20 protein-coding genes are annotated in these 24,389 nt (G+C 43.5%); 15 read left to right on the top strand and 5 right to left on the bottom strand.

Going from position 1 to position 24,389, the window contains the following annotated elements:
- Positions 1-169 precede the first annotated feature (169 nt).
- The 5 genes from ACYQ2L_RS16285 to gshAB are packed head-to-tail and all read left to right on the top strand — an operon-like array spanning position 170 to position 4,852.
- Positions 170-1,165, top strand: coding sequence for a hybrid sensor histidine kinase/response regulator (locus tag ACYQ2L_RS16285; protein ID WP_460057970.1), 996 nt, complete (start codon positions 170-172; stop codon positions 1,163-1,165).
- On the top strand, positions 1,155-2,177 hold the full coding sequence (locus ACYQ2L_RS16280; RefSeq protein ID WP_460057968.1) for a helix-turn-helix domain-containing protein: 1,023 nt from the start codon (positions 1,155-1,157) through the stop codon (positions 2,175-2,177). Before ACYQ2L_RS16285 ends, ACYQ2L_RS16280 begins: the two co-directional genes overlap by 11 nt.
- 36 nt (positions 2,178-2,213) lie before the next feature.
- Positions 2,214-2,546 (top strand): ArsR/SmtB family transcription factor, encoded by a 333-nt coding sequence (locus tag ACYQ2L_RS16275; RefSeq protein WP_460057966.1) that lies wholly within the window; start codon positions 2,214-2,216, stop codon positions 2,544-2,546.
- Positions 2,539-3,879 (top strand): glutamate--cysteine ligase family protein, encoded by a 1,341-nt coding sequence (locus ACYQ2L_RS16270; RefSeq protein ID WP_460057963.1) that lies wholly within the window; start codon positions 2,539-2,541, stop codon positions 3,877-3,879. The genes ACYQ2L_RS16275 and ACYQ2L_RS16270 overlap by 8 nt, the downstream gene beginning before the upstream one ends.
- Positions 3,845-4,852, top strand: a complete 1,008-nt coding sequence (gene gshAB / locus ACYQ2L_RS16265) for a bifunctional glutamate--cysteine ligase GshA/glutathione synthetase GshB (RefSeq protein WP_460057961.1) — start codon at positions 3,845-3,847, stop codon at positions 4,850-4,852. Before ACYQ2L_RS16270 ends, gshAB begins: the two co-directional genes overlap by 35 nt.
- Here the strand turns inward: gshAB and ACYQ2L_RS16260 are convergent.
- Positions 4,832-6,472 carry an ABC-F family ATP-binding cassette domain-containing protein gene (locus ACYQ2L_RS16260; protein ID WP_460057959.1) on the bottom strand — a complete coding sequence of 547 codons (1,641 nt, stop codon included), beginning with the start codon at positions 6,470-6,472 and terminating at the stop codon, positions 4,832-4,834. The genes gshAB and ACYQ2L_RS16260 overlap by 21 nt on opposite strands.
- 55 nt (positions 6,473-6,527) lie before the next feature.
- Between ACYQ2L_RS16260 and ACYQ2L_RS16255 the strand changes: the two genes are divergently transcribed.
- The 4 genes from ACYQ2L_RS16255 to ACYQ2L_RS16240 all read left to right on the top strand — a co-directional run bounded on the left by ACYQ2L_RS16255 (position 6,528) and on the right by ACYQ2L_RS16240 (position 10,964).
- A complete protein-coding gene (locus ACYQ2L_RS16255; RefSeq protein ID WP_460057957.1) occupies positions 6,528-7,658 on the top strand; it encodes an MFS transporter in 1,131 nt (376 codons plus the stop codon).
- 3 nt (positions 7,659-7,661) lie between these two features.
- Positions 7,662-9,479: a DNA helicase RecQ gene (recQ, locus tag ACYQ2L_RS16250; RefSeq protein WP_460057955.1), complete on the top strand. Its 1,818-nt coding sequence runs from the start codon at positions 7,662-7,664 to the stop codon at positions 9,477-9,479.
- A 752-nt stretch (positions 9,480-10,231) separates the two neighbouring features.
- The gene (locus ACYQ2L_RS16245) at positions 10,232-10,420 is read left to right on the top strand and encodes an excisionase family DNA-binding protein (protein WP_460057952.1); all 189 of its coding nucleotides are present in this window, start codon (positions 10,232-10,234) and stop codon (positions 10,418-10,420) included.
- A gap of 103 nt (positions 10,421-10,523) precedes the next feature.
- Positions 10,524-10,964 (top strand): Lin1244/Lin1753 domain-containing protein, encoded by a 441-nt coding sequence (locus tag ACYQ2L_RS16240; RefSeq protein ID WP_460057950.1) that lies wholly within the window; start codon positions 10,524-10,526, stop codon positions 10,962-10,964.
- A 524-nt stretch (positions 10,965-11,488) separates the two neighbouring features.
- On the opposite strand, the gene ACYQ2L_RS16235 is transcribed toward ACYQ2L_RS16240, so the two are convergent.
- Positions 11,489-12,430, bottom strand: coding sequence for a hypothetical protein (locus ACYQ2L_RS16235; protein ID WP_460057948.1), 942 nt, complete (start codon positions 12,428-12,430; stop codon positions 11,489-11,491).
- 258 nt (positions 12,431-12,688) lie between these two features.
- On the opposite strand from ACYQ2L_RS16235, the gene ACYQ2L_RS16230 reads away from it, so the two are divergent.
- The 3 genes from ACYQ2L_RS16230 to ACYQ2L_RS16220 are packed head-to-tail and all read left to right on the top strand — an operon-like array spanning position 12,689 to position 20,047.
- On the top strand, positions 12,689-16,651 hold the full coding sequence (locus ACYQ2L_RS16230) for a hypothetical protein (RefSeq protein ID WP_460057945.1): 3,963 nt from the start codon (positions 12,689-12,691) through the stop codon (positions 16,649-16,651).
- Positions 16,644-19,106, top strand: a complete 2,463-nt coding sequence (locus ACYQ2L_RS16225; protein ID WP_460057943.1) for a hypothetical protein — start codon at positions 16,644-16,646, stop codon at positions 19,104-19,106. The genes ACYQ2L_RS16230 and ACYQ2L_RS16225 overlap by 8 nt, the downstream gene beginning before the upstream one ends.
- A gap of 32 nt (positions 19,107-19,138) precedes the next feature.
- Positions 19,139-20,047 carry a hypothetical protein gene (locus tag ACYQ2L_RS16220; protein ID WP_460057941.1) on the top strand — a complete coding sequence of 303 codons (909 nt, stop codon included), beginning with the start codon at positions 19,139-19,141 and terminating at the stop codon, positions 20,045-20,047.
- Positions 20,048-20,061: 14 nt separating this feature from the next.
- On the opposite strand, the gene ACYQ2L_RS16215 is transcribed toward ACYQ2L_RS16220, so the two are convergent.
- The gene (locus tag ACYQ2L_RS16215; protein WP_460057939.1) at positions 20,062-20,406 is read right to left on the bottom strand and encodes a helix-turn-helix domain-containing protein; all 345 of its coding nucleotides are present in this window, start codon (positions 20,404-20,406) and stop codon (positions 20,062-20,064) included.
- Positions 20,407-20,495: 89 nt separating this feature from the next.
- Here ACYQ2L_RS16215 and ACYQ2L_RS16210 point away from each other — a divergent pair, with 89 nt between their 5' ends.
- Positions 20,496-21,335: a hypothetical protein gene (locus ACYQ2L_RS16210; protein WP_460057936.1), complete on the top strand. Its 840-nt coding sequence runs from the start codon at positions 20,496-20,498 to the stop codon at positions 21,333-21,335.
- Between the two features lie 40 nt (positions 21,336-21,375).
- Here ACYQ2L_RS16210 and ACYQ2L_RS16205 read toward each other — a convergent pair whose 3' ends face one another.
- Positions 21,376-22,023, bottom strand: coding sequence for a hypothetical protein (locus ACYQ2L_RS16205; protein ID WP_460057933.1), 648 nt, complete (start codon positions 22,021-22,023; stop codon positions 21,376-21,378).
- A gap of 132 nt (positions 22,024-22,155) precedes the next feature.
- Here ACYQ2L_RS16205 and ACYQ2L_RS16200 point away from each other — a divergent pair, with 132 nt between their 5' ends.
- A complete protein-coding gene (locus ACYQ2L_RS16200; protein ID WP_460057931.1) occupies positions 22,156-22,371 on the top strand; it encodes a hypothetical protein in 216 nt (71 codons plus the stop codon).
- Positions 22,372-22,405: 34 nt separating this feature from the next.
- Positions 22,406-23,878: a hypothetical protein gene (locus tag ACYQ2L_RS16195; RefSeq protein ID WP_460057929.1), complete on the top strand. Its 1,473-nt coding sequence runs from the start codon at positions 22,406-22,408 to the stop codon at positions 23,876-23,878.
- 78 nt (positions 23,879-23,956) lie between these two features.
- Here the strand turns inward: ACYQ2L_RS16195 and ACYQ2L_RS16190 are convergent, their stop codons facing one another.
- Positions 23,957-24,193, bottom strand: a complete 237-nt coding sequence (locus ACYQ2L_RS16190; RefSeq protein ID WP_460057927.1) for a hypothetical protein — start codon at positions 24,191-24,193, stop codon at positions 23,957-23,959.
- Positions 24,194-24,389 lie beyond the last annotated feature (196 nt).

Here is a 24,389-nt window from a genome sequence, read left to right as displayed (position 1 = left end):
GAAAATGTATGCAGTAGATTGACTGAAAACGGACACCTGAACATACTGGAGACGAGGACTTTCTTCCTTCAGACAGCTGTCCGTTTTCCGCCGGAATCACTGTCCGAAATCACCGGAGTACACAGAATATCTATGGGAAAGTGAGCAGGTTCTGCTTGAGACCCTGAACATGACTATAGATCAATCTGAATTTGAGCTCGAAAAAATTCAATTGTCAAAAGAACATGTGTCACCGGAGCAGCTTGTATCTGAGGTTATTCGCCTTGTGCGACCTTTGGCTTATCAAAAAGCTATCGAACTGAAATTACATTTGCATTCAGAGATTCCCGGGTTTGTTCTGACAGATCCGGTGCGGCTTCGCCAGATTATATTAAATTTATTAAATAATTCGATTAAATACACTGAAAGCGGAAAAGTTAAATTACAGGTATCCTATGAAAAAATGGATGCAGTTTCCGGGGATCTGCAATTCTCTGTTTCAGATACCGGTCCTGGCTTGCCAATGGGTGAAATGCCTCGACTTATGCGGGCATTTCAGAGAAACTCCAGTAGTACACCTGGTACTGGTTTAGGCCTATATATAGCCGCCAGGCTGATTGACATATTCGGAGGCAGGATTCATGCCGATTCAACCCAAATCTGTGATGATGAATCCAGTCATGATCATGGCACCTGTTTTAGTTTCCGAATACCAGTTCAGGTTTCTTGTTCAGATACACTGATTCCACGTGTTGACGATACGGTGATAGATAAAGATAAGCTCACCGTGCATGTACCTGAATCTGTCCTTATTGCAGATGACGACAGAATTGCCAGGAAAGTACACCGCAAAATGATAGAACATATGTATCCCTCATGCCGTATTTTTGAGGCTTCAGATGGAATAGATGCCGTCTCGCTGTGGCATCAGCATCATACTGATATTATTTTTATGGATATATCTATGAAAATAATGGACGGCATGGAAGCTGCCCGGACTATTCGTAGACTGGAGAGCAGTTCTATTGAACTCGAGTCACGTAAGAAATGTGTGCTGATTGCACTCACCGGTAGAGATTCAACAGAGATATCTTATAAGTGCAGGGAATCCGGTTTTGACCATGTATTTAATAAACCGGTGAAATTAGCAGATATCTCCGGTTATTTGAGTTCATATGCCAGGTAGATCAATCTTCTCCGGGTTCAAGCCTAAACCAGAAAACTGTAAATTGATTCTGCTTGGTGATCTACAAACATTCAGCAGAACATTCTTAAACAATCTGTATCTTCTGGAACTCAGGTTGTATTTTGTTGACAGTTTTGAAGAAGCATCTGACTCATGCATGGATGATGGGAAAGTCTGTGTATTTATTGTACCCATGGAAATGATGAATTTAATCATTGAAGCACCTGAAACGCCAGTCATCCTGTACACAGATCAAAAGCATGTGGCTCTGCATCAACAGCTTTCCAGTAGAAGAGATATTCATGGTGTTCTTAATCATAATTTCGAAATTGATTCCATACAGCTTGTTCTTTTGCTGGCATTGAAACTATGGCACTCAGAGTCAAAGTTGCTGCATATGGAAAACCAGATAGATACTAATAATGCAAGGGTTATGTATCAAAACCTTGTGCTCGATTCTTTGGACAAGATAGTAATTGTATTAAAGCCAGATTTGACTGTTATTTCAATGAACAGAAAGGGATATGAGCTGTTGGGTCCGCAGGAAATAACCCATGGGAAGCCTGTTTTCTCATTGCAGAATTTGAACCGGTATCCCAAGGATCATCCTAGCTGTATTGCGAAAGACTTGCTGCGCAGAAACAGCAAAGTTGCGACAGTAAATTCCCGGAAATGGTATATTACTTCTATACCCGTTCTGGACATTGGTGGAGAAGAGCTCCATTTTCTTATCGAGATCTGGGAAAACTGTACTGACAGAGCTCATATAATGCAGGATTCCGAAAACGCAGTTCTCAATAAAAAAAGTAAAGCTCCGCTTTTTGATTCTCTGACTGATCGTGAATACCAGATTTTACCATATGTAGCCCGGGGTATGAAATATTCAGATATTGCAGACGAAATCAATATTTCAATCAATACTGTTAAAACCCATATGAGGAATATTTTCAGAAAACTATCATGCCAGAACCGGAATCAGCTCATGCGATTATTAAGTAATCGTCAGATATAGCTTGATTCTGTTCAACTGTTCTATTATTCTATACTCATGAAACAATCGAATCTTTCACAGATGTTTAAAGCACTTTCGAGCGAACAACGGATCCGTATCCTGGAATTGCTGTATCGTTGGGATGAAGGCGAAACCTGTTGTGAGGGAGTGAACAAGGCATTTACCAGGGTATCCGAAGAGCTGAAAATAAGCCGCTCGACGATCTCTCATCATCTCAAGGAACTTGAGAATGCTGGACTTATAAGCTGTGTCAGGAACGGTCAGGCAACGGTCTGCAAGGTAAATGAGGATGCACTTCACGCTATCCGGAATTTCTGCAGCTGCTGCTGTTCAACCAATAACAGTGCCGGGAGCAGCGAAGATGCATGATCTTCCTGAATCAGGTATATTATCTTTTGAAGGCAACTGGGGTGTAGAGCGGGAGGCCGTTCGCACTGGTCAGGATGCCTGTATATCACGCAAACAGCATCCTGCTGATCTTGACCAGAAATATTTCTCCAAGGATTTTTCTGAGTCCCAGCTCGAGATAGTAAGCAGTGTGCAGTCCTCGATTTCCGGGGTAATAAACGAGCTTTCAAGACTACATGCGACAGCAGATGCTGCGATAGGTGAGGAATTCATGTGGCCCTCAAGCATGCCTCCGATACCCAATGAGTATTCAGCAATTTATCCGGCTGTATTTCCCCGAACGCGTGAGGGCGAGGAGAAAGAGGCCTACCGTCGCTATCTACAGTCAAAATACGGCAGTGCAGTTATGCATATTTCCGGAGTCCATGTAAACTTTTCCTATTCCGATGAAGCGATAGATCTTGCATATGGAGCATACGGAAAAGGAATGACTCGCAGAGTATTTACGGATCAATTGTATCTGAAAGTAGCTGCAGTATTTCTTGAGTATCTTCCCTTAAGTGTATATGTCTTCGGAGCAAGCCCCGAGCCAGGTGCATATCTGAATCAGTATAAAGAGTACTCCAGCAGTAACGGTCTGCAGAATGCGGTTTCACTTCGAAACTCTCACTACGGGTACAGGAATCCTGAAAGCAGCAGGCTGAATTTCGATACATTGCGCAATTATACCGACAGCATTCGCAGATGCATTGGACCTTCTGGCCTGTTTTCGGAAAAGGAAGTATATGCACCGCTCAGGCTGAAACCGGCAAATCCCGGAAAATGCTGCGAGACGAGTCTGGATGCTCTGGATAAAGATGGCATTTCCTACATTGAAATGAGAATTCCGGATCTCAATCCGTACAGTCCAATTGGCATAGATGATCGGCAACTTCATTTTCTCAGGCTTTTATGTATGCATGCCTTTATACAGTACTGTAGTGTTCCTGGGCGTAATGGCGCTATCGCTTACGATGCAGTAATAGCAGAATTCGAAGACTTTGCACTGAATGGAGCGGACAGAACTTATCGTGAGAAAGCGGAATCCTTATGCCACGAGCTTTTTTCAAGTGCAGACATGCTCGATTCTGGATCCGGAAATCAGCTGTATTCGGGGTTGATATCCGGAATTGCTGCATCACTTTCAGGAGAGGAATTATTGCTTTTTGAAAGAGTATATGAGGATTCACGTGCCGCTGGCTCTGTAGAGAAATTTATGTTCATGCAGGCCGGGAAGCACAAAGAACTTTATCGGCAGATTTCTAAAAAGGAGAAGCCAAGTGATACCAACAGATGCTGTTTTTGCTCAGCTTGAATTATCGAGTCAGCTGCTTGTCAGGGAGGCTTTGAATCGGGGGATACATGTTGAAATTCTGGATTATCAGGATAACATAGTCCGTCTGACCTGGGATGGAAGAACAGAATACGTTATGCAGGCTACCAGAACCTCTGCAGATACCTATATTTCTCCTTTACTCATGAACAACAAGGCTGTCAGCAAGCAGTTGCTTAGTGAAGCAGGCATTCGAGTTCCTGCGGGCATAATGCTGCAGGAAACGCTGAAAACAGATAGTGAAATCAATGAATTCCGTCAAGCTGACTGGATCATTAAACCAAACAGCACGAATTTCGGGATTGGAATTACCAGAATTCCAGAAGGATCATCTCTGCAAGACATAATTTCGGCATTTGAGCTGGCTTTTTCACATGACAGTCAGGTGCTGGTGGAGGAGTATATTGAAGGCAGGGAGTACCGTTTTCTTGTAATCGATGGACATGTGCGTGCTATTCTGAACCGGGTTCCTGCGCATGTTGTGGGAGATGGTATACATAGCATCAGTGAACTCATAGCCGATAAAAACCTTGATCCACGACGTGGGAACGGCTACAAACTTCCACTTGAAAAACTGAAAGCCGGAGAAATTGAGGCTGCTGTTCTTGCTGAATCAGGGCTGGATTTCTCTTCGATACCGGGGCCGGACGAGACTGTATACATAAGAAAAAATTCCAATATCAGTACAGGCGGTGATGGAATTGATGTCACTGATAGCCTTCATCCCTTTTATTCACAGATTGCGGTCCGCTCAGCCGAGACTCTGGGAGCCAGGATCTGTGGCGTGGATATAATTATTGCTGAAGGTGCAGAGCTGCGTGAGGGAGATCCGGAAGACTATGCCGTCATCGAGCTGAATTTCAATCCAGCTCTACACATTCATGATTTCCCGACTGAAGGCGAGAACCGTAAAGTAGAAGCCTATGTTCTCGATTTATTGATGCAGCAGGGCTGATTTTTCCTGATAGTATTCGTAATTTCCTTCATAGATGTTCATTTTTCCATGATCGATTTCGAATACCCTGTTCACCAGATGCTTGAGGAAGTAGCGGTCGTGGCTTACTACTATGACACTGCCCTCAAAATCCTTCAGGGCTTCCAGGAGGACTTCCCGACTGGCTATGTCCAGATGATTGGTCGGTTCGTCCAGCACAAGAAAATTGACTGGCTCTGCCAGGATACAGGCCAGCATAACCCGGCTTTTTTCACCGCCGGAAAGAATCGAAATACGCTTGTCGCTGTCTTCTCCGGAAAACTGGAATGCCCCCAGGAGATTCTTGATGCTTCCAATGCTTGCTTTTGGAAGTCTGAGCTTCAGCTCGTCGAAAATGGTATTCTCCGGGTTGAGCAGGTCGCTTGAATACTGGCTGAAGTACCCGATCTGCACGGAAGCCCCGATTTCTGCGCTTCCACTGCTGGCGGTGGTCTGACCGCTTATAAGCTTGAGCAGAGTTGATTTACCAGCACCATTCACACCGGTAAGCGCGATTTTGTTTCCGCGTTCAATTACTGCACTGATTCCACTGAATACATGATGTTCTCCAGCGGCTGTTCCTGATGCAGGATCGGCAGGTACTGGCCATGATTTTCCCAGATTCTCCATGGTAAACACTATGTCACCGCTGCGTTTAACCTGGTCAAAACTGAATTTCATGACCTTTGGATCCGGCGGCAGCACAATGCGTTCGATTTTTTCTATTGTCTTGACTCTGGATTGCACCTGGGCGGCATGAGATGCCCGCGCTGCGAATCGGGCAATGAATTCTTCTTCCTTGGCAAGCATGGCCTGCTGCCTGCGGTGAGCTGCTACCAGCTGTTCCCGTCTGATTTCACGTTCTTTCAGATAGAACTCATAATCACCACTGTAGGTGGTAATGCTGCCTGCCGCTACCTCAACTGTCCTCGAACAGATTCTGGTCATAAAATCCCTGTCATGACTGGTCATTACCAGTGCTCCCTCGAAGCTTTTCAACCATTCTTCGAGCCAGATAATCGATTCTATATCCAGATGATTGGTAGGCTCATCGATAAGCAGTACATCCGGATTCAGAAGCAGGATTTTTGCCAGTGCGATTCGCATTTTCCATCCACCGGAGAAGGTTTCTACGGGTGCATTCCAGCGGTCTTTCAGAATCCCAAGACCGGTGAGAATAGTTTCGGTGTTATTTTCGAGATCATAGCCGCCTCGATGCGCGAATTCCATTTGTATTTCACCATAGCGATCCATTTCTGCATCCGAGAGCGCATCACCTTCCGACATGCGGTGTTCTAGGTCAGAGATTTCCTTTCCCATTTCGGAGAGTATACCGGCTCCCGAAATAACCTCATCTATGACACTTCGGCCTCTCATTTCGCCTGTCTCCTGAGAGAAGTAGCCGATAACCGTGTTGGCTTCCACCATGACCTGACCGTCGTCAGGCTTTTCTTCCCCGGTAATAAGACGAAATACCGTGGTTTTGCCGGCACCATTCGGCCCGACAAGACCGATCTTGTCTCCTGGACGAACAAGCATATTAGCATTGCTGAGAAGATGGCGATCGCCATATGTCAAACGAATTCTGGAAAGATTAATCATGGGGGCCTATTCTCGATAGATTGGCAGTCTTTGTCAATTGAGCTACACTTCGTACATGAATTATCGTGTTACACAGGGCAAGCTGATCGCTGCCCATTTTTTGTTTGCGCTGATTCTGAATTCAATTCCCTCACTGCTTACTGTATTCCAGCAGGAATTCAATCTGGGAATATTTCAGAGTAGCATGCTTCCATTGTCTATTAATTTCTCGATTATGATCGCCAACCTTTTTATCGGGTTTCTGATTGCCCATATAGGACAGAAGTTCGTACTGCTTGCTGCTGTAGGAATACAGTTTGCTGGACTGCTCGTAATAAGTATTGCACCGGTATTTATTGCTGTACTCAGTGGTTTCATGTTCATTGGATTTGCTACTGGTGCAATTTTCACTGCATTGAGCACAATTTATGCCGAGCTACCGGAAAAATACCAGAACTTTGGTTTATATCATGCTTTTTTTGGAGTTGGCGGTGTACTTGCCCCGCTTTTTGCCAGTCTCTGGCTTGCTGGTGACCGAAATTTTCGCGGTTTGTTTGCGGTGTATGCTATAGTCTTTCTTGTATTGTTGGTTTCTCTGGCCAGCACTAAACAGATCAAAAATCTTAAGTTCCGTGAATTTTCCATGAAAGAAATGTTCAGTACCGTAACATCGCCAATAGTGCTTACAGGAATCGCTGTATTCGGCATGTATGCCGCAGCAGAAATTGGCAGTGCGACCTGGAGTGTGAATGCCGGCATGAGTGTTTTTTCATTAAGCTCGCGGAATGCAAATATTCTCCTGAGTGCTTTCTGGGTTACTTTTACCTTCAGCAGGTTGATTACCGATCCGCTTGCACGCAGAGTAGGTTCCCTGCGTCTGGTACGCATCTGTGGTCTTATAGCCGCGCTTGCTGTCAGTCTGTGGATTATCGGAATAAGCCCCTATGTATTTCCCGTTCTCGGTCTTGCACTTGGCCCGATATTCCCTGCTTTTCAGAAACATATGAATGGTATGCTGCCGCGGCAGAAACGCGGTCTGTTTAACGGTCTTACTTATCTGAGTACCGGAATTTCTGCAATGTTCTTTGTTTCACTCATGGGAGGCATTGGTGAACACAGCCTGGCCTTGGCTTATCTTCCTGTTTTAGGCACTTTGTCTGTAATGTTTGTACTGGTGCTGGTGATCCGAAAAATAAAAGTGAGTTGATTCATGCCCTCTGCAATAGAAATTCTTCAATCGGTCTATGGCTACAGCAATTTTCGTCTGAATCAAAATGAGATAATTGATTCACTCATACAGGGAGAAAATGCCTTCGTACTCATGCCGACCGGCGGTGGAAAATCCTTATGCTACCAGATTCCGGCCCTTGTGCGCCCCGGTACGGGAGTTGTTGTTTCACCACTCATAGCCCTTATGCAGGACCAGGTGGATACGCTCTGTCAGATGGGAGTTCGGGCTGCTTTTCTGAATTCCAGCATAGCGGCGGGTGAGCAGCGCAGGATCGAACATGAACTCATGCAGGGAGAAATCGATCTCTTGTACATTGCTCCGGAACGTCTCATGAACGACCGGATGCTGCAGCAGCTGGATACAGTGCATGCAGGACAGGGCATTGCACTGTTTGCAATCGACGAAGCTCACTGTGTCTCCCAATGGGGGCATGATTTTCGACCGGAATATCAGAAGCTTGGATTCATAGCAGATAGATTCCCCACTGTCCCGCGTCTTGCACTGACTGCTACTGCCGATCTGCGGACTCGGCAGGAGATTCTCAAGCATCTGCGTCTTGAGCAGGCTCAGCATTATATCAATAGTTTTGACCGTCCTAATATTCGCTATACCATGAGTGAAGGGAATAATCCACGCAAGCAGCTGCTGGACTTTATTCAACAGAATCATGCCGGGGAAGCCGGGATAGTGTACTGTCTGTCACGGAACAAGGTGGAAAAAACCGCGGAATGGCTTTCTTCACAGGGAATTATAGCTATTCCGTATCATGCCGGGCTCTCCGCAGAAATACGGCGCCAGCATCAGGAGCGATTTCTACGGGAAGAAGGCGTTGTTATTGTCGCGACTATTGCATTTGGCATGGGTATAGACAAGCCAAATGTCCGGTTTGTGGCACACCTCAGTCTGCCGAAAAGCATTGAATCATATTATCAGGAAACAGGTAGGGCAGGGCGCGACGGGGATCCGGCAGATGCCTGGATGGCCTATGGTTTGCAGGAAGCTATTACCCTGAGAAAAATGATGGCGGATTCCAGTAGTTCAGATCATCAGAAACGCGTTGAACAGCACAAACTCGAAGCCATGCTCGGCCTGTGTGAAAGCAACAGCTGTCGCCGTCAGTCGCTCCTGGAGTATCTGGGTGAAACTTATCCTGATTCATGCGGCAATTGCGACAACTGCCTGAATCCACCCGAGACATGGGATGCAAGCCTGGCTGCACAGAAAGCATTATCGTGCATTTATCGTACCGGGCAACGTTTTGGAGTCAGTTATCTCGTAGATGTTCTCACCGGCAAGGACGATGAGCGCATTCGCCAGAATCAGCATGATCAGATTACGGTGTTCGGAATCGGAAAGGACATACCCGCCCAGCAGTGGCGTGTGCTTTTCCGGCAGTTAATAGCACTCGGATATGCCGAGGTAGATCTGGATGGATTCGGCTCGTTCGTACTTACGGAAAAAGCACGCCCGCTCCTGCGTGGAGATGAGACACTTCTGCTCAAAAAAGCCGAAAAGCTGAAAGCCTCTGCCAGAAAACAGGCAGGAACTATAGCTGTTAAGAATGCAGACTTGAATCCGCTCCAGGAAGAAATATGGCAGCGCTTACGCGAACTTCGTCTGAAAATCGCACGTGAGCAGGCAGTCCCTCCCTACGTCATATTTCACGACCGCACCCTTGTCGAAATGGCACTCAAACAACCCCAGGACCTTGACCAGATGTCAGAGATTAGCGGGGTTGGCCAGAGAAAGCTTGAGCGTTATGGAGAGCTGTTTTTGACGGTACTGCAGCAGGAATAATTTGCTTGTGGCAGTGATGAAGGTTTTAATTACGTCCAACAGGATTCGCCCTGCGAGCTTCGGCTTCCTGCCTCTGCTCTCCGGGCCGCCTGCGCTGCTGAACCGGCGTCCTGCCGGTTCGCGCTCCAGGTTTTCGCGCCGCAGCTCCGGTTCGAATCCTGTTGAGATATATTGTGAATTGTTTGCTGAGTTGGAAATAGTGAAGGTTTTAATTACGTCCAACAGGATTCGAACCTGTGACCTACAGCTTAGAAGACCGCCTTACCCTGTATGTTTCGTTTGTTTCAGTTTCCTTAAGTTGTTATAAGTTTATACTGATTAACAAATTAAATCAATCATTTATGTTTGGTTTTCTTTGGTTGATAGTGTTTTTCATTTTTCTGGCGACCGTTTGGGCGACCGATTTTGATATAGCCACGCAGTTTAACAAACGTTTCACTCGAATTTTTTCGAATTGTTATAAGTTTAATACACTGTTCATAAATGATATTATAGACGACAAAAAAGATTTAAATGTATACAAATAAACAAAACAAAAAAATGATAAATCAATCCGCATATAAATGATTGTAAACATCTATTTACATAAATCTATTTAAAATAATCTTATACAGCTGTATAAGATTGAAAAATAAATTTGTATTTTTATACAATAGTATAAAAACAAAGTCAAGAGAATTACAAGTCATTATTTTAATTCTATCTTGACAAATCAATTTGTTAAAAGTAATAATTGAAAAAAAGGAGGAAAAATGATTGTTAATGAATTGATAAATGTAGACGAAGCATCGAACTATTTAAAAGTAAGTAAATCTTACATCTATAAAAAAACATCGTCAAAATCTATTATTTATTACAGAATCGGGAAACATATTTTTTTTGATAAAAATGATTTAAAAGAATTTGTTGAAAAAAAATTAAAAATTGAGAAGATAGAGTGATGCGCAGCAACAAAAAATGTTGCTACGCAAAAAAGCATAAGTATATTACTTACACACACAATCATAATATAACATGCTAATCAAATTTCAACAAGGAGAAAAAATGCAGTGGTATAAACATAAAGTTAATTCTTTCAATGATGACTTACTTTTTTTATGTATTGAAGAGCATGGCGTTAACGCTTATGCAATATATCATTATTTGCTAGAAAAAATGACTGAACAATTATCTGAGCAAAGATTTGATTTCGAAATTAAATATTTAAACAAGATGATTGCAAGAGATTTATGTATTACAGAAAATGAAGTAATTAATGTGATTAATTCTTTGCTTTCAAAAGAAATATTTTATGATTTTGACAATAAAATATTTGGGTATAACCATATTGAACTTTTTAATAGTAGCATGACCATGAATATAAAATTTAGAGAAATAATTGCTAATGTTAGAAAAGAAGCAAGACTTAAATTTGAAAGTAGAGAGAAGAGATTAAATCATCTTCATGATTATTTTTCTGATAAACAATTGAAAATCAATTTATAGTCTATACTATTTTGCAAACACTTCAAACAACATGAAGTGTTTGCTTTAAAATATTTTTCAACTGCAAATATAATCTAAATTTTTTCATTTAACTTATAGTAATAGATAATATTGTTCATATAACCAGTGAACTACACCGACCTAAACTCTTTCTAAACTCTTTAAGTCATGTTTCCAGTATATTGTAGCCGTGTTCCTACGGCACTTTCCTATAGTATTTCGAAAATATCTATAACTATGTTGTTTTTCGCCAGCAATTCTGTCGATATTAGTTTTCGTGGACTGACATAAAGTCATTCTCAACATACTGCAAAATATCTATTTTAAGTTGTTAGTAACTTACAAATCTCAATATCATGATAGATTACATTGATTGATTTCCTACATTCCTACATTCCTACACATCAGTTAGACACGAAAAAAATAAGTTTTCACGCTATATCATGAGTCTTCATAAAAAATATCTCGAGTTCACTTTCTCTTGTTTGTACTGTGAGCAGTCTTAGTTTATCTGCTTTAGAAAGCTAAGCGATTTCAATTTTTTCACGTACCGCAGAATTCATTCCGTGAATTAACCTCAGTAAAGTCTCGTTTGTACTGTGAACAGTTTCAATATACTGATTATTAAATTCAATGAAGTCCTCCCATGACATTGCACGTAGTTCAAAATCATCTGCGGCCTGCATGATTTGATACTGTTTATTGAGGAACCATCGTTTAGACTTCTTCAGACAGTACGCTTGTTCTTGTTGCAGCAAGGCTTCCTTTGTAGCTAAATCTTCAGAAGGGAAACCAATAAACAACATGTTAAATTTTGTATCATTAGAAATGAATCCCAGACGTTTAAATTCAAGGAACATTGAAAGATGCTTTAGGATTTGATCCGGATTCTTCCGTCCACGTAGTTTTAGTTCATTAGCTATAAGCACTTCTGCATCAATATTGTATGCTAGATTATCAAATTGCATTTCGTAAAAACGAGTATTCTCCATAAGAAGAGTCGAATTGCTGTGGGTACTCCACATGCCAGAAGGAATATTAGGAAAAGGAACTTTATAAAATGCATCTAAATATTGATTTCCTGCCAATGATAAAAAGATATCGAACTCTCTATTCAGGTAATCCTCTGAGTGAAATCGCATGCGACGTAAGGCTTCGTATGGATCAATTAGTCCTGATGATTTAACCTTATCCCAACGATTCTTACCTCTATTATATCGTATTTCTGATTTCTGAAGCTGATCGATATATTTAATAATTTCTTCTTCTGAGGAGCCTTTAGCTGCTTCCTCCAGAGTCTCGTGCACAATTCTCTTCCAGTATTGTGTTTTAGACATTCCCAAGACGAATTCGGTCTGCCAGGTAATACATTCAAAGAGGGTAGAGAGCCCTATAGTCCACGGAACCTGTTCCTTAAGGCTGGATATTTTTCCAACGATATCAATGTTTCTTTCCTGACTTGTCATAGAGATCTCGCTTTACTCATTATGGTAATTACTGACGTGACTATTCCATTAATTGTACGACAGGTGTGTTATATTGCAAGGTAAAGTAATGACTCGAGACTATGTTAGCTCTCATTAATCCAAAAGGATGTTCATGAACGATTGTCCAGGAATTTTCAATCTGCCTGATCCTTTCAAATCAAAAAATTTGACAACTCAATTCTTATGAACATAAAATAGTTCTAAATAACCTCGATAACCCGAGAGAAAGAGGTGATTATGGATACTCTGAAGCGTTCGTATAATGCTGTTATCGGGCATTGTATTGACCAAGCAGGAAAGCTTGCGGAGCAAGCTCAAGGCAACGGTCAATTCGGTGCTAAACCTATTGCCGGTTTTTGCCCCCTGCACGGTCCAACTGGAAGCGGGAAAAGCAGTTCCCTGTACAGACAGGGACATCTGGATGGTTCTGTTCCAGCACTTGAACATCTTCATGAGGCTGGCTACCAGGCAATTTTCGTCACTCACCGCTGGAATATTTTACAGGATGTCTATCGCAATATTGCTCAGCAGCAGGATTCCAGGGGACAGCCGTTTCGTGTCAGTGTTGTGTATGGTAAAACAGAAAACAGCATTGCTGCTGCTACTGGTAAATCATTGCCCCATGAGAATGCTGATTACGCAGTGCCGCAAGCAGATGCGTCCATAGAATTCCTGGTACAGAGAAAGCTTCTTGGTAAGGAATCGCAGAAAACCGGAAAGATACTCATGAATCTGGCGCAGAAAATTACCGGACTGCATAAACATGTGGAGCAAGGTGAGCACACTAAGCAGTTTGATGCAGAAATAATCCAGAAGGCGCGCCAGTCATTGGAGAGAGCATGCTCGGCATTCGAGCAGACCATACTCAATGTAATCCGGGAGCATCAAACTCATATAACGGACCTGCTTAAGAATTACGGTAGTGAAAGTCAGCATGTAAAAGTTGCCCGAGATAGACTGGCTGAGTTGCGGGGGCATCCGTGGATTCGGCGGATATTACCTGGAATTGCCTGGCATGATGAGAATCAGCATGTGCTTATTATGACTACCCAGAAATTGTATTACTCGTTTTATGACGGAAACAAGAAGGTCAGGTTAAATAGCTCGGGTCTGGCAGGGCGGATTATATTTATCGATGAGTTTGATTATCAGGCTGGTGTTATTCAGAGTCTGTTGGCTGAAAATCAGCTGATTCAATCTCCACCTCATTTTCTGTATCAGTTACTTCACGAGGGTAAAAATTATCTTAATCGTCTACCTTCAACGAAAACCGATCTGGATGGGAGAATACAGGAATTATTAAGCAAGGTGATTGGTGAATTGGAAAAGGATCTTTCAGAAAGACAGATAGAGCTTTCCGGGCCCAAAGCGCTGATTGTTTCGGATGATGGTCCTGATACTGAGCCTTTATTTGAAAAAAGTTATCTGTTTCGCTCTGATCATCTGATCACCAGTAATCGTTTGGTTTTACAGCCCGGACCGAAGGGATACGAGGTAAAGCAGACCTCATCTGATCAGGGCCAGGGAGATTCCTTGTTTCTGGATGAGTTCCTGCGTACTATAGAAAAACATATCCGCCATTTTGTTTTTGAAGTCCTTTCAATTTCCGGAGATGGCGATTTTACTGAACTTCTCTGGAAGCTTTGTCACATTCTGTTCAGCCCTGCGAATGACTATAGGAACTCGTATTATACTGAAGTAGTTACCCGCTCTATTCCCGGGGTAATTTCTGAACGGGTGCATGCTGAATTGGTGCCCCTGATTAAAAGCAATCGTCTGCCAAATACCCAGGCAAGCTTTTTCGGGTTAACCAGCTGGTTGCTGGAACAGAATCAGGCTGCAAAAGATATTGATCCTTTGCGGCTGGATATCCGGCGGGCCTACTTACCGACCACTCCAGAGGGTCTGTTGTTCTCATTGGCAAGCCGGAATCTTGTTTTTGGTCTTTCAGCTACTTCCTACATTGAGCGATCAATCGGAAATATTGACCTCCGTTGGGTGGAGGCCGCCTTGCGACATTTGGCCGAGTCGCGTAATCCCGACGTCAGAAAAAGCTCCCTGGGCATTCCCTTCAATGAACGCGATAGCAAATGGTTCAAACGACCGATTCCGTATGTGCAGAATCGTCAGGATATGATTGCACAGAGGGATGTGATTGCCGAAATAAACGAGAAAAAAAAAGAGATTCGCCAGACAAGGCTGCGTACACTTGTCCAGACTTTTACTGAGTTCTATGAAAGCGAGGAGGGGAAAAGAGCTCTCGACAGTGTGACTGGTATTCTTGGAAACGAAAAAACCTATCATAAGGTTATCGAGTACCGAAAAGAGCTGCTGGCTAAATTACTGTATGTTATTAGTGAAGTCGGGAAAAGCGGCAGCAGGCACCTGGGGCATCTGGTGTTTGTAAACTCTATAAAATACCTGGACAAGTGGTTAAAAGAAAAAAAGGCCGAGGAGAGCAGGGCAAAGGTTCAATGGCTACAGGATGATTCAGGGTTTGCCGATCAACTGAGTGCCAGTTCCCCGCTTTTGAAGTTGGTTGATGTGTTTATCCCTAAGCTAGTTCATGGTGAAAAAGTATTGCTGTGTCTTCTGACAGCCGAAAACCAGAAGAGATCTGGCTTTCATCTGGCGTATCAGGAGGCCTTTGCTACGGGGCGGATTGTCATTGTTTTAACGCAAACTGCTACTGCGACTAATGGAATTAATCTTGATTTTTCATTGCCCGACAGACTGCAGACTATGGATCTTGGTTGTCTTTACATTCTTGAAGCCCAGCATTTTTATTTCAGTGCAGAACAGTATTCAGATGATTACACCTCAGGCGATTCTGGCATGGCGCAGGTTGGAACTCAACTGCGTGATCTGGAAAAGCTGGTGCGTGTTGGTGAGTTTTCGCATCGGGAGCAGAAGAAATTCATTATGTCTCTTATGGCTCAGGAAAAAGAGGGGTGCAGGCTCCTGAATGCCCGGTATAAAATCAGTACGGATTACATCAAGAACACCGCTGCCAATGTGCAGCAGCAAGTGGGACGCGTCGAGCGTGCATGGGCAAAGATACCGGAAATCGAAATTCACGTAGAAACTACAGTCGCGAAAACACTGGTACAGTTCGCTGGTCTGCCCAACTATATAAATTTTCGTAATCAGGTTTCCCACTTGAATAAGCAGCTGTTAGAGGATCTGGAGAATCTTTTTTCGAATGCTGAACGTGATTTTTTAATGGGTATGCTGGTGCCCTGTCAGGACGGCAAGGATGCTAAACGAATTATCGATGACATTCTGGTCCCGGCAATCAGGGAATCGCGTCATGAGGCTGCAGGAAATACCGGAATCGAAGAACTGTGGAGAAGTCTTGGGAGAGCGGTTCTCTGTCTCGATTATGCATGGACTTTTGGAGAGAATAAGCTGGGGCTGATTAAACAGCAGCGTCTTATGGAGTGGGCTTGTCTCGAGAGACCATCTGTAGATCAAGAAGGCGGTGCGCTCTGGTACGATCCTGACACCTGGCAGTTTTTCAGTGAGGCAGGGGAAGGTTTACGATTATACAATCCGGATTATCTGTACCGGCCGATAAACGAATGTCCTCATATTTATGACTGGTTCAATAAGCGTGGTTTTCGCGTTTCATTGAGGCCGCCTGCTAACGAGCTGGAAGAGCGATATATCTATCACCCGCATGTCAGTCAGCGTTTGCTGCAGGGACGTCTTGGAGAAGAGGCGATCCGAGGACTTTTATATGCACACGCTATCCGTACTACAGACTGGCTGGCAGATAAGCGGGCTCTTGAACTTTATGATTTCTCGATAAGAAACAGTCTGTTCAGGGTAGATGCCAAGTACTGGCATGAAACTACGATAGAAGAAGCGGATAGAAAATACAAGCTTTGGCTAGACGGAGGTTGTGCTGACGGCAGCGACCCGCTGAGACTTGCTGAACAGTTAAGCCGCTTACGCTCCATTGAAGGAGACGCTGTTAAACTTGTGATTATCAACCTGACAAGTATTACTTCAAGGGTAAGCCTGAAGGCTTTTGATTGTAAGGTTCGGCTTTTGCCGGACGCCTTTAGAGACCAGGCAGATATTCTTGTGCTCGGTGGTTGTATTGTTGAAGGAAGCTGGGAACTCACAGAGGCTTTTATGAGTTTGGTGAAATTATTGATTGATGCACAAATGACGGAGGAGGAAGGAAATGATTAATCCCAAGGTACAGGACAACAATAGAAAACTACGACTTTCACACATGTTCTACCGCGACAGCGAGATTGATATCAATATGGCCAGACAGCTGACGGTTTTATACTATGGACTGTCCAAAGGCTATAAATGGAAACAGTGGGAAAAACAGCTGGATGAGCAGCTTTCTGACCTGACAGAGACGAATGGCAGGCCCTTGTATCCGTACCTCATGCGTAGCTATCGGGGTGGATTTGGATTGTTTGTGGCTCTGGAGAGCAGGAATCAACAGGAACCGGTAATCTACAATGAAGATGGAGTTCGGCTGACAGGAGAGCTGGTCGAGTATAGCCCGGAACATAATCCAATCTGGCTGCGGCTTATAATGAGAAAGAGCCTTGCTTTTCAGGCGCATAGTCGCGGCAGTAATACTCTGGGTCGACCTTTGCTGAAAATTGATGAGTGGAATAATGCGAACGGCCATGGGGTCAATGCTATTGCGGTTGATTGCCGGATGCAGCAGCTACGCGATAAAGAGACCACGGAGGTGGTGCTGTTTTACGAAAATATACCCTTGCGTGAAGTCTTTTCTGACAGCCCGCAGTATGATAACAGTGGCCCTCTATGGGTTTATGATGATTCAGGAAAAATGCTGGTACGCTGGATCCCGCGGAAGGGAGTGCAGCATGACGGAGTAGTGCTGCGGCAAATCAGGAAGAATGCGAACAAGCGTAAGACCCGTCCGTTTATCAATATGAACTCTGCTCAGGAATTTATGCGTAGTTGGCCATATATTCTCAAACCGATTCAGGATGCGCTTATAAAGCAGGCAGCTGAATACGGATTTTATCTGCAACCTAAAGTACTCAATTTACAGAAACTGAAGGTGAATACTAATTATAAAAATATCTCGAGAACCAAAAGTTTTACCAATTTGAATCTTGATCATCCCGTTGATGTACTGGATCTACGCTTTGATCAGAGTCTGCCTGCAGAAAGAATTATCAATGTACTGACTGATGTACTGCAGGAGAACGGAATCAATGCTCCATTACATCTGCTGCCGCCAATAGATCCGCCCGATATTTCCCGGAAAATCGATCAGCTTCAGTTTGCGGATGATCAGAGAGTACTTGTATTACTGGATCAGCGTCCAGGTGTCCTCGACGATCATTATGAGTATACCATCAAGTTGAGAACCCGTGTGGCCTGTCAGCACATGAATGTGAATCCACATGATCTTGGAGCTATCGATGCTGTAGATGACGCCTTGCTGATTGAAACTGATGAAGGGCTCCTGCTAAGTGAAGGTTCGGCTTATTACAGGTATACCGAAGCACAATATGAGGGCAAAGAGATACGCAAGCAGTTAGGAATGATTACTGGCATCGTACTCAAGGAGCTTCATTTGAAGCACCTGCTTTTGAATAAGCAGGTAAAAATCAGTACGGCCTTACCAGGAGAAAGCGAAGTTCTCACAGACAGACTTGCGGTAGTCACGAATGGATATATCTTCACTGTTCGAGATGACAGACCGGTGATGGTCGCGTTTGATCCGTCTGCGCCAGCGAGCAGGTTTGTCTGCAACAAGTTGCTTGATCCGTTTTCTGTTTCGGTTGAGCAGCTACTGGCATTACTGAAAGAAAAGTGGCCCTATAACTACCGTCCTGAAGCGGTCATGGCGGGATTTGGTTCGCAAGCTGAAAAAATGACAAGTTTCGCCCAGCGCCTGACCATGGTTCTTCATCTGCCGGAAGGATCCGACCAACCAACATCTATTATGATACAGGACCCTGGCTATGAGACACCGAACATGTTGCCGGATAAACTGGAAGAAACCCTTCAGCTTTTAAAACAGCAGAAGGTGAAATATTCGCTTCATAAATGGGTATTGCCGGAAATCGATCGGGTAAAGGAAACAGCACTGACCCTGGAGAAAAAACATCAAGCTAAACTTGATCCCTGTCTTTCTGAACTCGTTGACTGCTGGAAGCAGGCTATTGAATCTATGCAGAGAGATGGTATGTATGAGGTGGCTTATTACCGTATAAAGAAAGTCATGCGGGACATATACGGTGAAAAGATAGGGAAATTAACTGACAAGCGTGTTATTTCTGCCTGGGACAATCTGGTCAGCAGAATTTTTGACCGTCCCCTGACTGATCTTCGCAGTTGGGTACGTGAGATCCCTGGAATCAGAAGTTTATGGTATGATCCGGATAAGCATTATTACATTGTAGGATCCCTGACTTCTCCGAAAAAGACGCTTGAACGTCAGCCCAGTATACGGCAGTGGCATGCCTTACAGGGTGAAATTAATATAAATCTTCTGACCGGTCTGATAGATGTAGACTGGGTCCGCATGAATCAGCTTGCAGGAAACCCTTGTGTAGCAAGTCTTGTTAAAAAATGGAAAGAGTGTCAGTCAGAGCCAGGGCAATCTCTCAATGAGGATTTGTTGGCATCTGACAGCAAGTGATTAGCTGTGAACGTAGTGGGGAGGAGGATACCATGGAAGAAAAGAAGAAAAAGCAGTCTCATGGAATAGAAGCGCAATTAAATGAATTGTTTGCATTTGCATTCAGTGATATAACACCAGATTCATTTTTGAAAATGATGAATTTTATCGGTAGGCAGCGTAATTTTGCACCGTACAATGCCTACCTACTGTATTTGCAACGTCCGACAGCTCAATACTTTCTGACTTTGCGGGAAATGGAAATGTATGGCCGGAGTCTTGGCAATGCCGCGAATCCTCTCATTATTTTACGGAGCTTTGGACCAGTAGAGTTTGTATTTGATCTTGCTGATACAGTCCAGTTGGCTTCATCTTCATATTCGACGGAGGATGTGCTGGCGTGGTTGAGCGGCAACCGTACACCGGATATAAAGGCTATAACCTGGCTTGAAGACCATCTGAAAGCACTGCGTCAGATTGGCATCCAGATTATAGATAGTGATCTTTCTGCCTTCGGTTCAGGCAGTGGAAAGTTCTTTGTTCGCAATGATGCCAGGGCTATGGCTGTGCTGGAAGAAGATAAGCAGAGGAAGATCCTTCTCAGGTATAGTTCAATGACTCCTGAGTATCTGACAGAAGAGACAATCGGGGATATTATCCATGAAGCGGCCCATCATCTGCTTGGACATCTGGGAACTTTTATAGACATCAAGAAAACAGCTGATGGTAGGGAGCTTCCGGGTAGGTTTCACTACGAATCCAGAAGCTATGTGCCGGAGCACATAATGGAATTCGAAGCAGAAATTGTAGCATTCATTGTCTGCTCACACATAGGACTGGAGAGGCAATCAGGGTATTATCTGAGGTACTGGGCTGATAAAAAATCCATTCCAGAGTTTCAGATGGGCTTGCTGTTGAAAACTGCGAACATAATACTCAAACACAAGCTGGCAGAAGATTAGTACTGCACAAGGGTTTATGTATCTGTATCTGATTTTCCAAGATACCCAAGGCGAAGCTGGCGTACTGCATTGTTCAGATTTTTTTCCAGCTGATCAAGCTGCTGTTCTGTATCGATTATACCTGTTTCGCCTTCGCTGTCATCCTGGAATAAACGCTCATGTGAAACTCCAAGCGCGCGGACAAGCTTATCCAGAGACTCTGCTGATACCCATGCCTTGCCACCTTCAATTTCGGAGATGAAGTTGACAGATACTTCGCACTTTTCGGCTAACTGGGATTGCGTCAGCTTCAGGAAGCTGCGGTATTTCTTTACATTTTTTCCCAGCAGGGCCTGTCCCAGTGTTTTATCAGCATTCATAGTTACTAACCATAAATATCTGCCAATATTTTGACAAACAACCCACAGTTGTATATAACTATCGTTAATAGTTGTATTCAGGGGGATTTATGAGAAACTATCGTCTTGCTTTTGGTGTCATCATTGCTGTAATCAGCTTTGGACTGTTCGGGGGCTGTGCTACAGAAACAACGAATGAGCCTGTAGAGCCGTATTATCATGGCAGGGATCAGCTGATTTTCCCGGCTGTATATGGGATGATGGCATTTGAGGAAAGCTTTCACTGGCAGAATTCTTATTTCGATGAAGTGGACCTTATGAATAATTCGTTCATTATTCGGGATATTCAGGGTTTCAATCTGTTGTTACCGACCATAGCGACGCTCAGTATTAAACTGCAGGACGGATTTATACGCTTTGAATTCTATGATTATTACGAACAGAGATCAGGTATCTGGTATTCAGTACCTCGCTCTGCATATTTTCCGAGGAATGCGATAGAACGCCGGGCTCACGAACATTTTGCTTTTATTCTGGATAATGAGGAACACTATGAACAGTATCATAGCTTCGCACATTCAGATCTGCTGTTTCTCGCCCAGGGTATGCGACGTATGACAGAAATACAGCGTCAGAATTATATCCAACAGAATTTCACTGGTTTCCAACAGATGTATCGCGGAAGAATTCAGAATGTTATAGAGAATACGGACTTCGAAGAGGAGAATCGTCCAACCAGTCAGTATAAATATCGCGCTATTATTACTGTTACCAGACCAGAGGAACTTATTGCAAAGTCAGGATCATTGCGATCCGTATCAGTTGACTATTTTACAAATGACGAATCCTTTACCAATCATTCTCGAGGTACAATGATTGAGTTTGAAGGTGAGCTGATAAACATGAAACAAAGCGGTGGTAATAACTGGTTTACCATTTACGGAGAGTGAGACAATAAAAAAGCCGGATGAGTTTCATCCGGCTTTTTTGCTACATAATTCCAGCTCCCTTGGAAACCAGCATTTCTTCATTGTAGACTGGCGGCTCAAAGTGAGAGAAAAACTCTGTTTGTCTGGGAGACGTAGTATTAATCATGAAAGTGATTACAGCATTCATGGCTTCATGTGCTTTGTAACGATGTACTTTCTCTAATCGGCATAATTCTGAAAATGAGACGCGTAACAGTCGCATTACACGATGCACGAGTTGCCCAGTACCACATAAATAACTGGTAAGTTGCGTGTCATATGCCTCCCAGCGAGCAAGAATTACTCTGATCAGGTGATAATCTATGCCGTAGGGGAGAATGAATTCTTCACAGGCGTTTCCGTACCACCAGATCAGATATTTAAGATCAGGATCAAACTTCTTGTATTCTGAAATAATGAGCTCATTGCTGACTCCTGCTTGTACTTCTCCCCAGGTAATAGGAAGCTCATGGAATTCCTTGCTTGGAATACCAGAGTAAGTTAAATCCAGATCAAAGGGAAAGATACCATTGTCATCTGGTCGACAGGCAATATTATTTAAAGCTATTTCAAATGGTGGAGTGTAAAAAGATTCTATTCCAGAAACAGATGCGCTTTCGTACATGACATAGTAATATTTGAAATCTAATTTTTTTTTCTCGTTATTCATGACAGCTCTCTTGCCCGAAGGCGGTAGGGTAAACACCAATATATCATGGAGATTACCCAAATCCAAAAAGTCTCGTCATTTCTTGCTATATCCTCCGCCATGGCATAAGCTGTATCCAGGAAGAGAGGTAGCATGAATCCACAGGAACTTACGTATGAGTGCCAGGCCTGCAATCGCCTGTTTGCTGGTTTGACCACATGTACATCATTTTCACATATCATGAGTATGCATGACCTTAAGTACCTCGGACAGAAAAAGCTGATCACTGATTCAGATGATATCCGCTACAGTGTCCGACCATACTGCCCGTATTGTGGAGGTTTTGAAGTCGAGGCCCGTCTTCTGTAAGTATGGGCTATAAGTCAGATTCAGTGAATACAACATGATTGATATTATCATATACCTCGTTATCCCGATTATACTTATTCCGAATAGTATACGCTTGGTGCTTATTCCGATTGTCGGAATGTTTGCGCGTGCGATTTATCTGCCGAAACGATTCAGGAAACTGGATGCAGATCTGAGTCAGCCGGTCGAGCATGAGAGAATGGCAGCAATTCTCCGGCTTGTTAAGCAGAAGGTTCGGCCATTTGGTCTTCTGCGTCCGAAATTCATGCAGGATATAGGCGATATTATTGCTGTTGCTGCCGGGGATCAGGGCGAGCGGATATCCGGTTCCGGGGATTCGGCAGGACTGGATCAGCTGCAGCTTGCCTGTGCTCTGCTTCCGCTGCTACAGTCTGCGTATCTGTTGTTTGAAGATCTCTACGATGATTACCAGAAAAAGTGGTGGTTTCGATTTGCCCTGAGTTTCCGGGTTGGCTGGTATATACACCTCAGTATAAGCTGGAGATTTTTCCAGAGGATTCTTTCGCATAAAATTCTGCAAGGTCTTCGTCATGGACGGATCCTTGCCCGAACAGTGAGAGTTCTGCTGATTCCGGTATTCGGATTGCCAGATCTTGTTCTGTCGGTTGTGTTCTCACTGACAATCGGACTCATGTCGGAGGCAATTTTCCGCTATGCCTATGCCGTAATCCTCTTGAAAACTGGATTTTACGCTACTCATCTGTTCAGTGCAGACAGCAAGCAGAAAAAGACAAGTGTTATCTATGAAGGTATTGAAGCCAGAGCATCATCCCGCGCAGAGTTGATCAGGGAGTTGATCAGAACGGGTAGTACGAAACGAAGCTCCCGTTTTTCTGATGCTGTGTGTGAGTATGTACTGTTCCTTGATGAACAGAAGCTGCATGCAGATGCAAGGTTCACCGGTGATACAAGCCGGAGGGTTCGTGCCTTCCTGAAAAAAGGTTTCAGAACAGGCAGACATATTTTTGTCGGGAGAAAGCAGGACGATTTACAGGCCATGAGAGCGCTTCTGAATCGGATTTCAGCTGTATACGCACCGAATATAGATCAGTTCTGGAACAGATTGCGCGGCCGCGAACTATTGGCGGCTGGGTATGCAGGCAGCAGTCTGGTGCTGGAGCAGTTAAATGAACCCCTCATACGCCGCAGTATTGGTCAGGTACGGCTAAGCTTTCTGCTGCCGGTAGGAAAACTTCTCATGAATGAGCGCAACAGGAAGGTGTTCAAGACTACCGCGACTCAGGTCGGAAAATTATCCCGGTCCTACCGGTACTTCTCCCTGGCAAAATCAGTCGGGAAACTGATTATGTTCAAGCAACCAGCCGGACTCATAGCCTTCGTTGCCTGGCACGGTGTGCGCCAAAGTCTTGTCGATACATACCGAAGCCAGCTGTATCATCTTATCGGCCGCCTGTCGCTATACATCTGGGAATGCAATGCAGCGAATCATTCACCAATGAAGGATATATTTTCTACTGACCCTTGAAATCACGTCGTACCGGCATATATTGAATTCAGAAATTAGGAATGTTAATAATTGGATGACACTTTGTAAAAAAACTGTTTATATCCTTATAAGCCACAATCCAGTAATGATTGAGATGAAAAGTAACGCAATAAAAAACAGTAAAAGCAATATTGCTCTTTGCAATTTTTTTTCACCATTTTTTATTTTTAATTCACCATCCTGTAATTTTCTACGTAAAATTATTTTCATTACTGGCTTTGACGCGTAGTGAGTATACTTTATCTTTCCATTTAATATCTCTTTTTTCCCCTCTGATATTCTTCGAATTATCATTATAATAAATATGATATGAAATACAGAAATAATTAATAAAAAATATGATAATTTCATTATGTATTATCTTTCACCTTCTTTGATTGGCAATGAAAAATTTCCTGATTACATGGTAAACAAGTTATTATCACCGCTTCGACTCATATTTATATGATCGCCTTCGAACTAAGTCTAAAACATCTTTGAGAAAAATAGA

The sequence above is a fragment of the Spirochaeta dissipatitropha genome, assembly GCF_054657935.1.
Note: the sequence above shows the minus strand (reverse complement) of the source record. Positions and strands in the feature narration are given on the sequence as shown.

Coding starts and splice junctions, on each gene's coding strand:
- ACYQ2L_RS16190 (WP_460057927.1), bottom strand. CDS start 24,193: ATGATAATTCGAAGAATATCAGAGGGGAAAAAAGAGATATTAAATGGA.
- ACYQ2L_RS16210 (WP_460057936.1), top strand. CDS start 20,496: ATGAGAAACTATCGTCTTGCTTTTGGTGTCATCATTGCTGTAATCAGC.
- recQ (WP_460057955.1), top strand. CDS start 7,662: ATGCCCTCTGCAATAGAAATTCTTCAATCGGTCTATGGCTACAGCAAT.
- ACYQ2L_RS16235 (WP_460057948.1), bottom strand. CDS start 12,430: ATGACAAGTCAGGAAAGAAACATTGATATCGTTGGAAAAATATCCAGC.
- ACYQ2L_RS16220 (WP_460057941.1), top strand. CDS start 19,139: ATGGAAGAAAAGAAGAAAAAGCAGTCTCATGGAATAGAAGCGCAATTA.
- ACYQ2L_RS16225 (WP_460057943.1), top strand. CDS start 16,644: ATGATTAATCCCAAGGTACAGGACAACAATAGAAAACTACGACTTTCA.
- ACYQ2L_RS16195 (WP_460057929.1), top strand. CDS start 22,406: ATGATTGATATTATCATATACCTCGTTATCCCGATTATACTTATTCCG.
- ACYQ2L_RS16230 (WP_460057945.1), top strand. CDS start 12,689: ATGGATACTCTGAAGCGTTCGTATAATGCTGTTATCGGGCATTGTATT.
- ACYQ2L_RS16200 (WP_460057931.1), top strand. CDS start 22,156: ATGAATCCACAGGAACTTACGTATGAGTGCCAGGCCTGCAATCGCCTG.
- ACYQ2L_RS16275 (WP_460057966.1), top strand. CDS start 2,214: ATGAAACAATCGAATCTTTCACAGATGTTTAAAGCACTTTCGAGCGAA.
- ACYQ2L_RS16240 (WP_460057950.1), top strand. CDS start 10,524: ATGCAGTGGTATAAACATAAAGTTAATTCTTTCAATGATGACTTACTT.
- ACYQ2L_RS16280 (WP_460057968.1), top strand. CDS start 1,155: ATGCCAGGTAGATCAATCTTCTCCGGGTTCAAGCCTAAACCAGAAAAC.
- ACYQ2L_RS16215 (WP_460057939.1), bottom strand. CDS start 20,406: ATGAATGCTGATAAAACACTGGGACAGGCCCTGCTGGGAAAAAATGTA.
- ACYQ2L_RS16205 (WP_460057933.1), bottom strand. CDS start 22,023: ATGAATAACGAGAAAAAAAAATTAGATTTCAAATATTACTATGTCATG.
- ACYQ2L_RS16270 (WP_460057963.1), top strand. CDS start 2,539: ATGCATGATCTTCCTGAATCAGGTATATTATCTTTTGAAGGCAACTGG.
- ACYQ2L_RS16285 (WP_460057970.1), top strand. CDS start 170: ATGACTATAGATCAATCTGAATTTGAGCTCGAAAAAATTCAATTGTCA.
- ACYQ2L_RS16260 (WP_460057959.1), bottom strand. CDS start 6,472: ATGATTAATCTTTCCAGAATTCGTTTGACATATGGCGATCGCCATCTT.
- ACYQ2L_RS16245 (WP_460057952.1), top strand. CDS start 10,232: ATGATTGTTAATGAATTGATAAATGTAGACGAAGCATCGAACTATTTA.
- ACYQ2L_RS16255 (WP_460057957.1), top strand. CDS start 6,528: ATGAATTATCGTGTTACACAGGGCAAGCTGATCGCTGCCCATTTTTTG.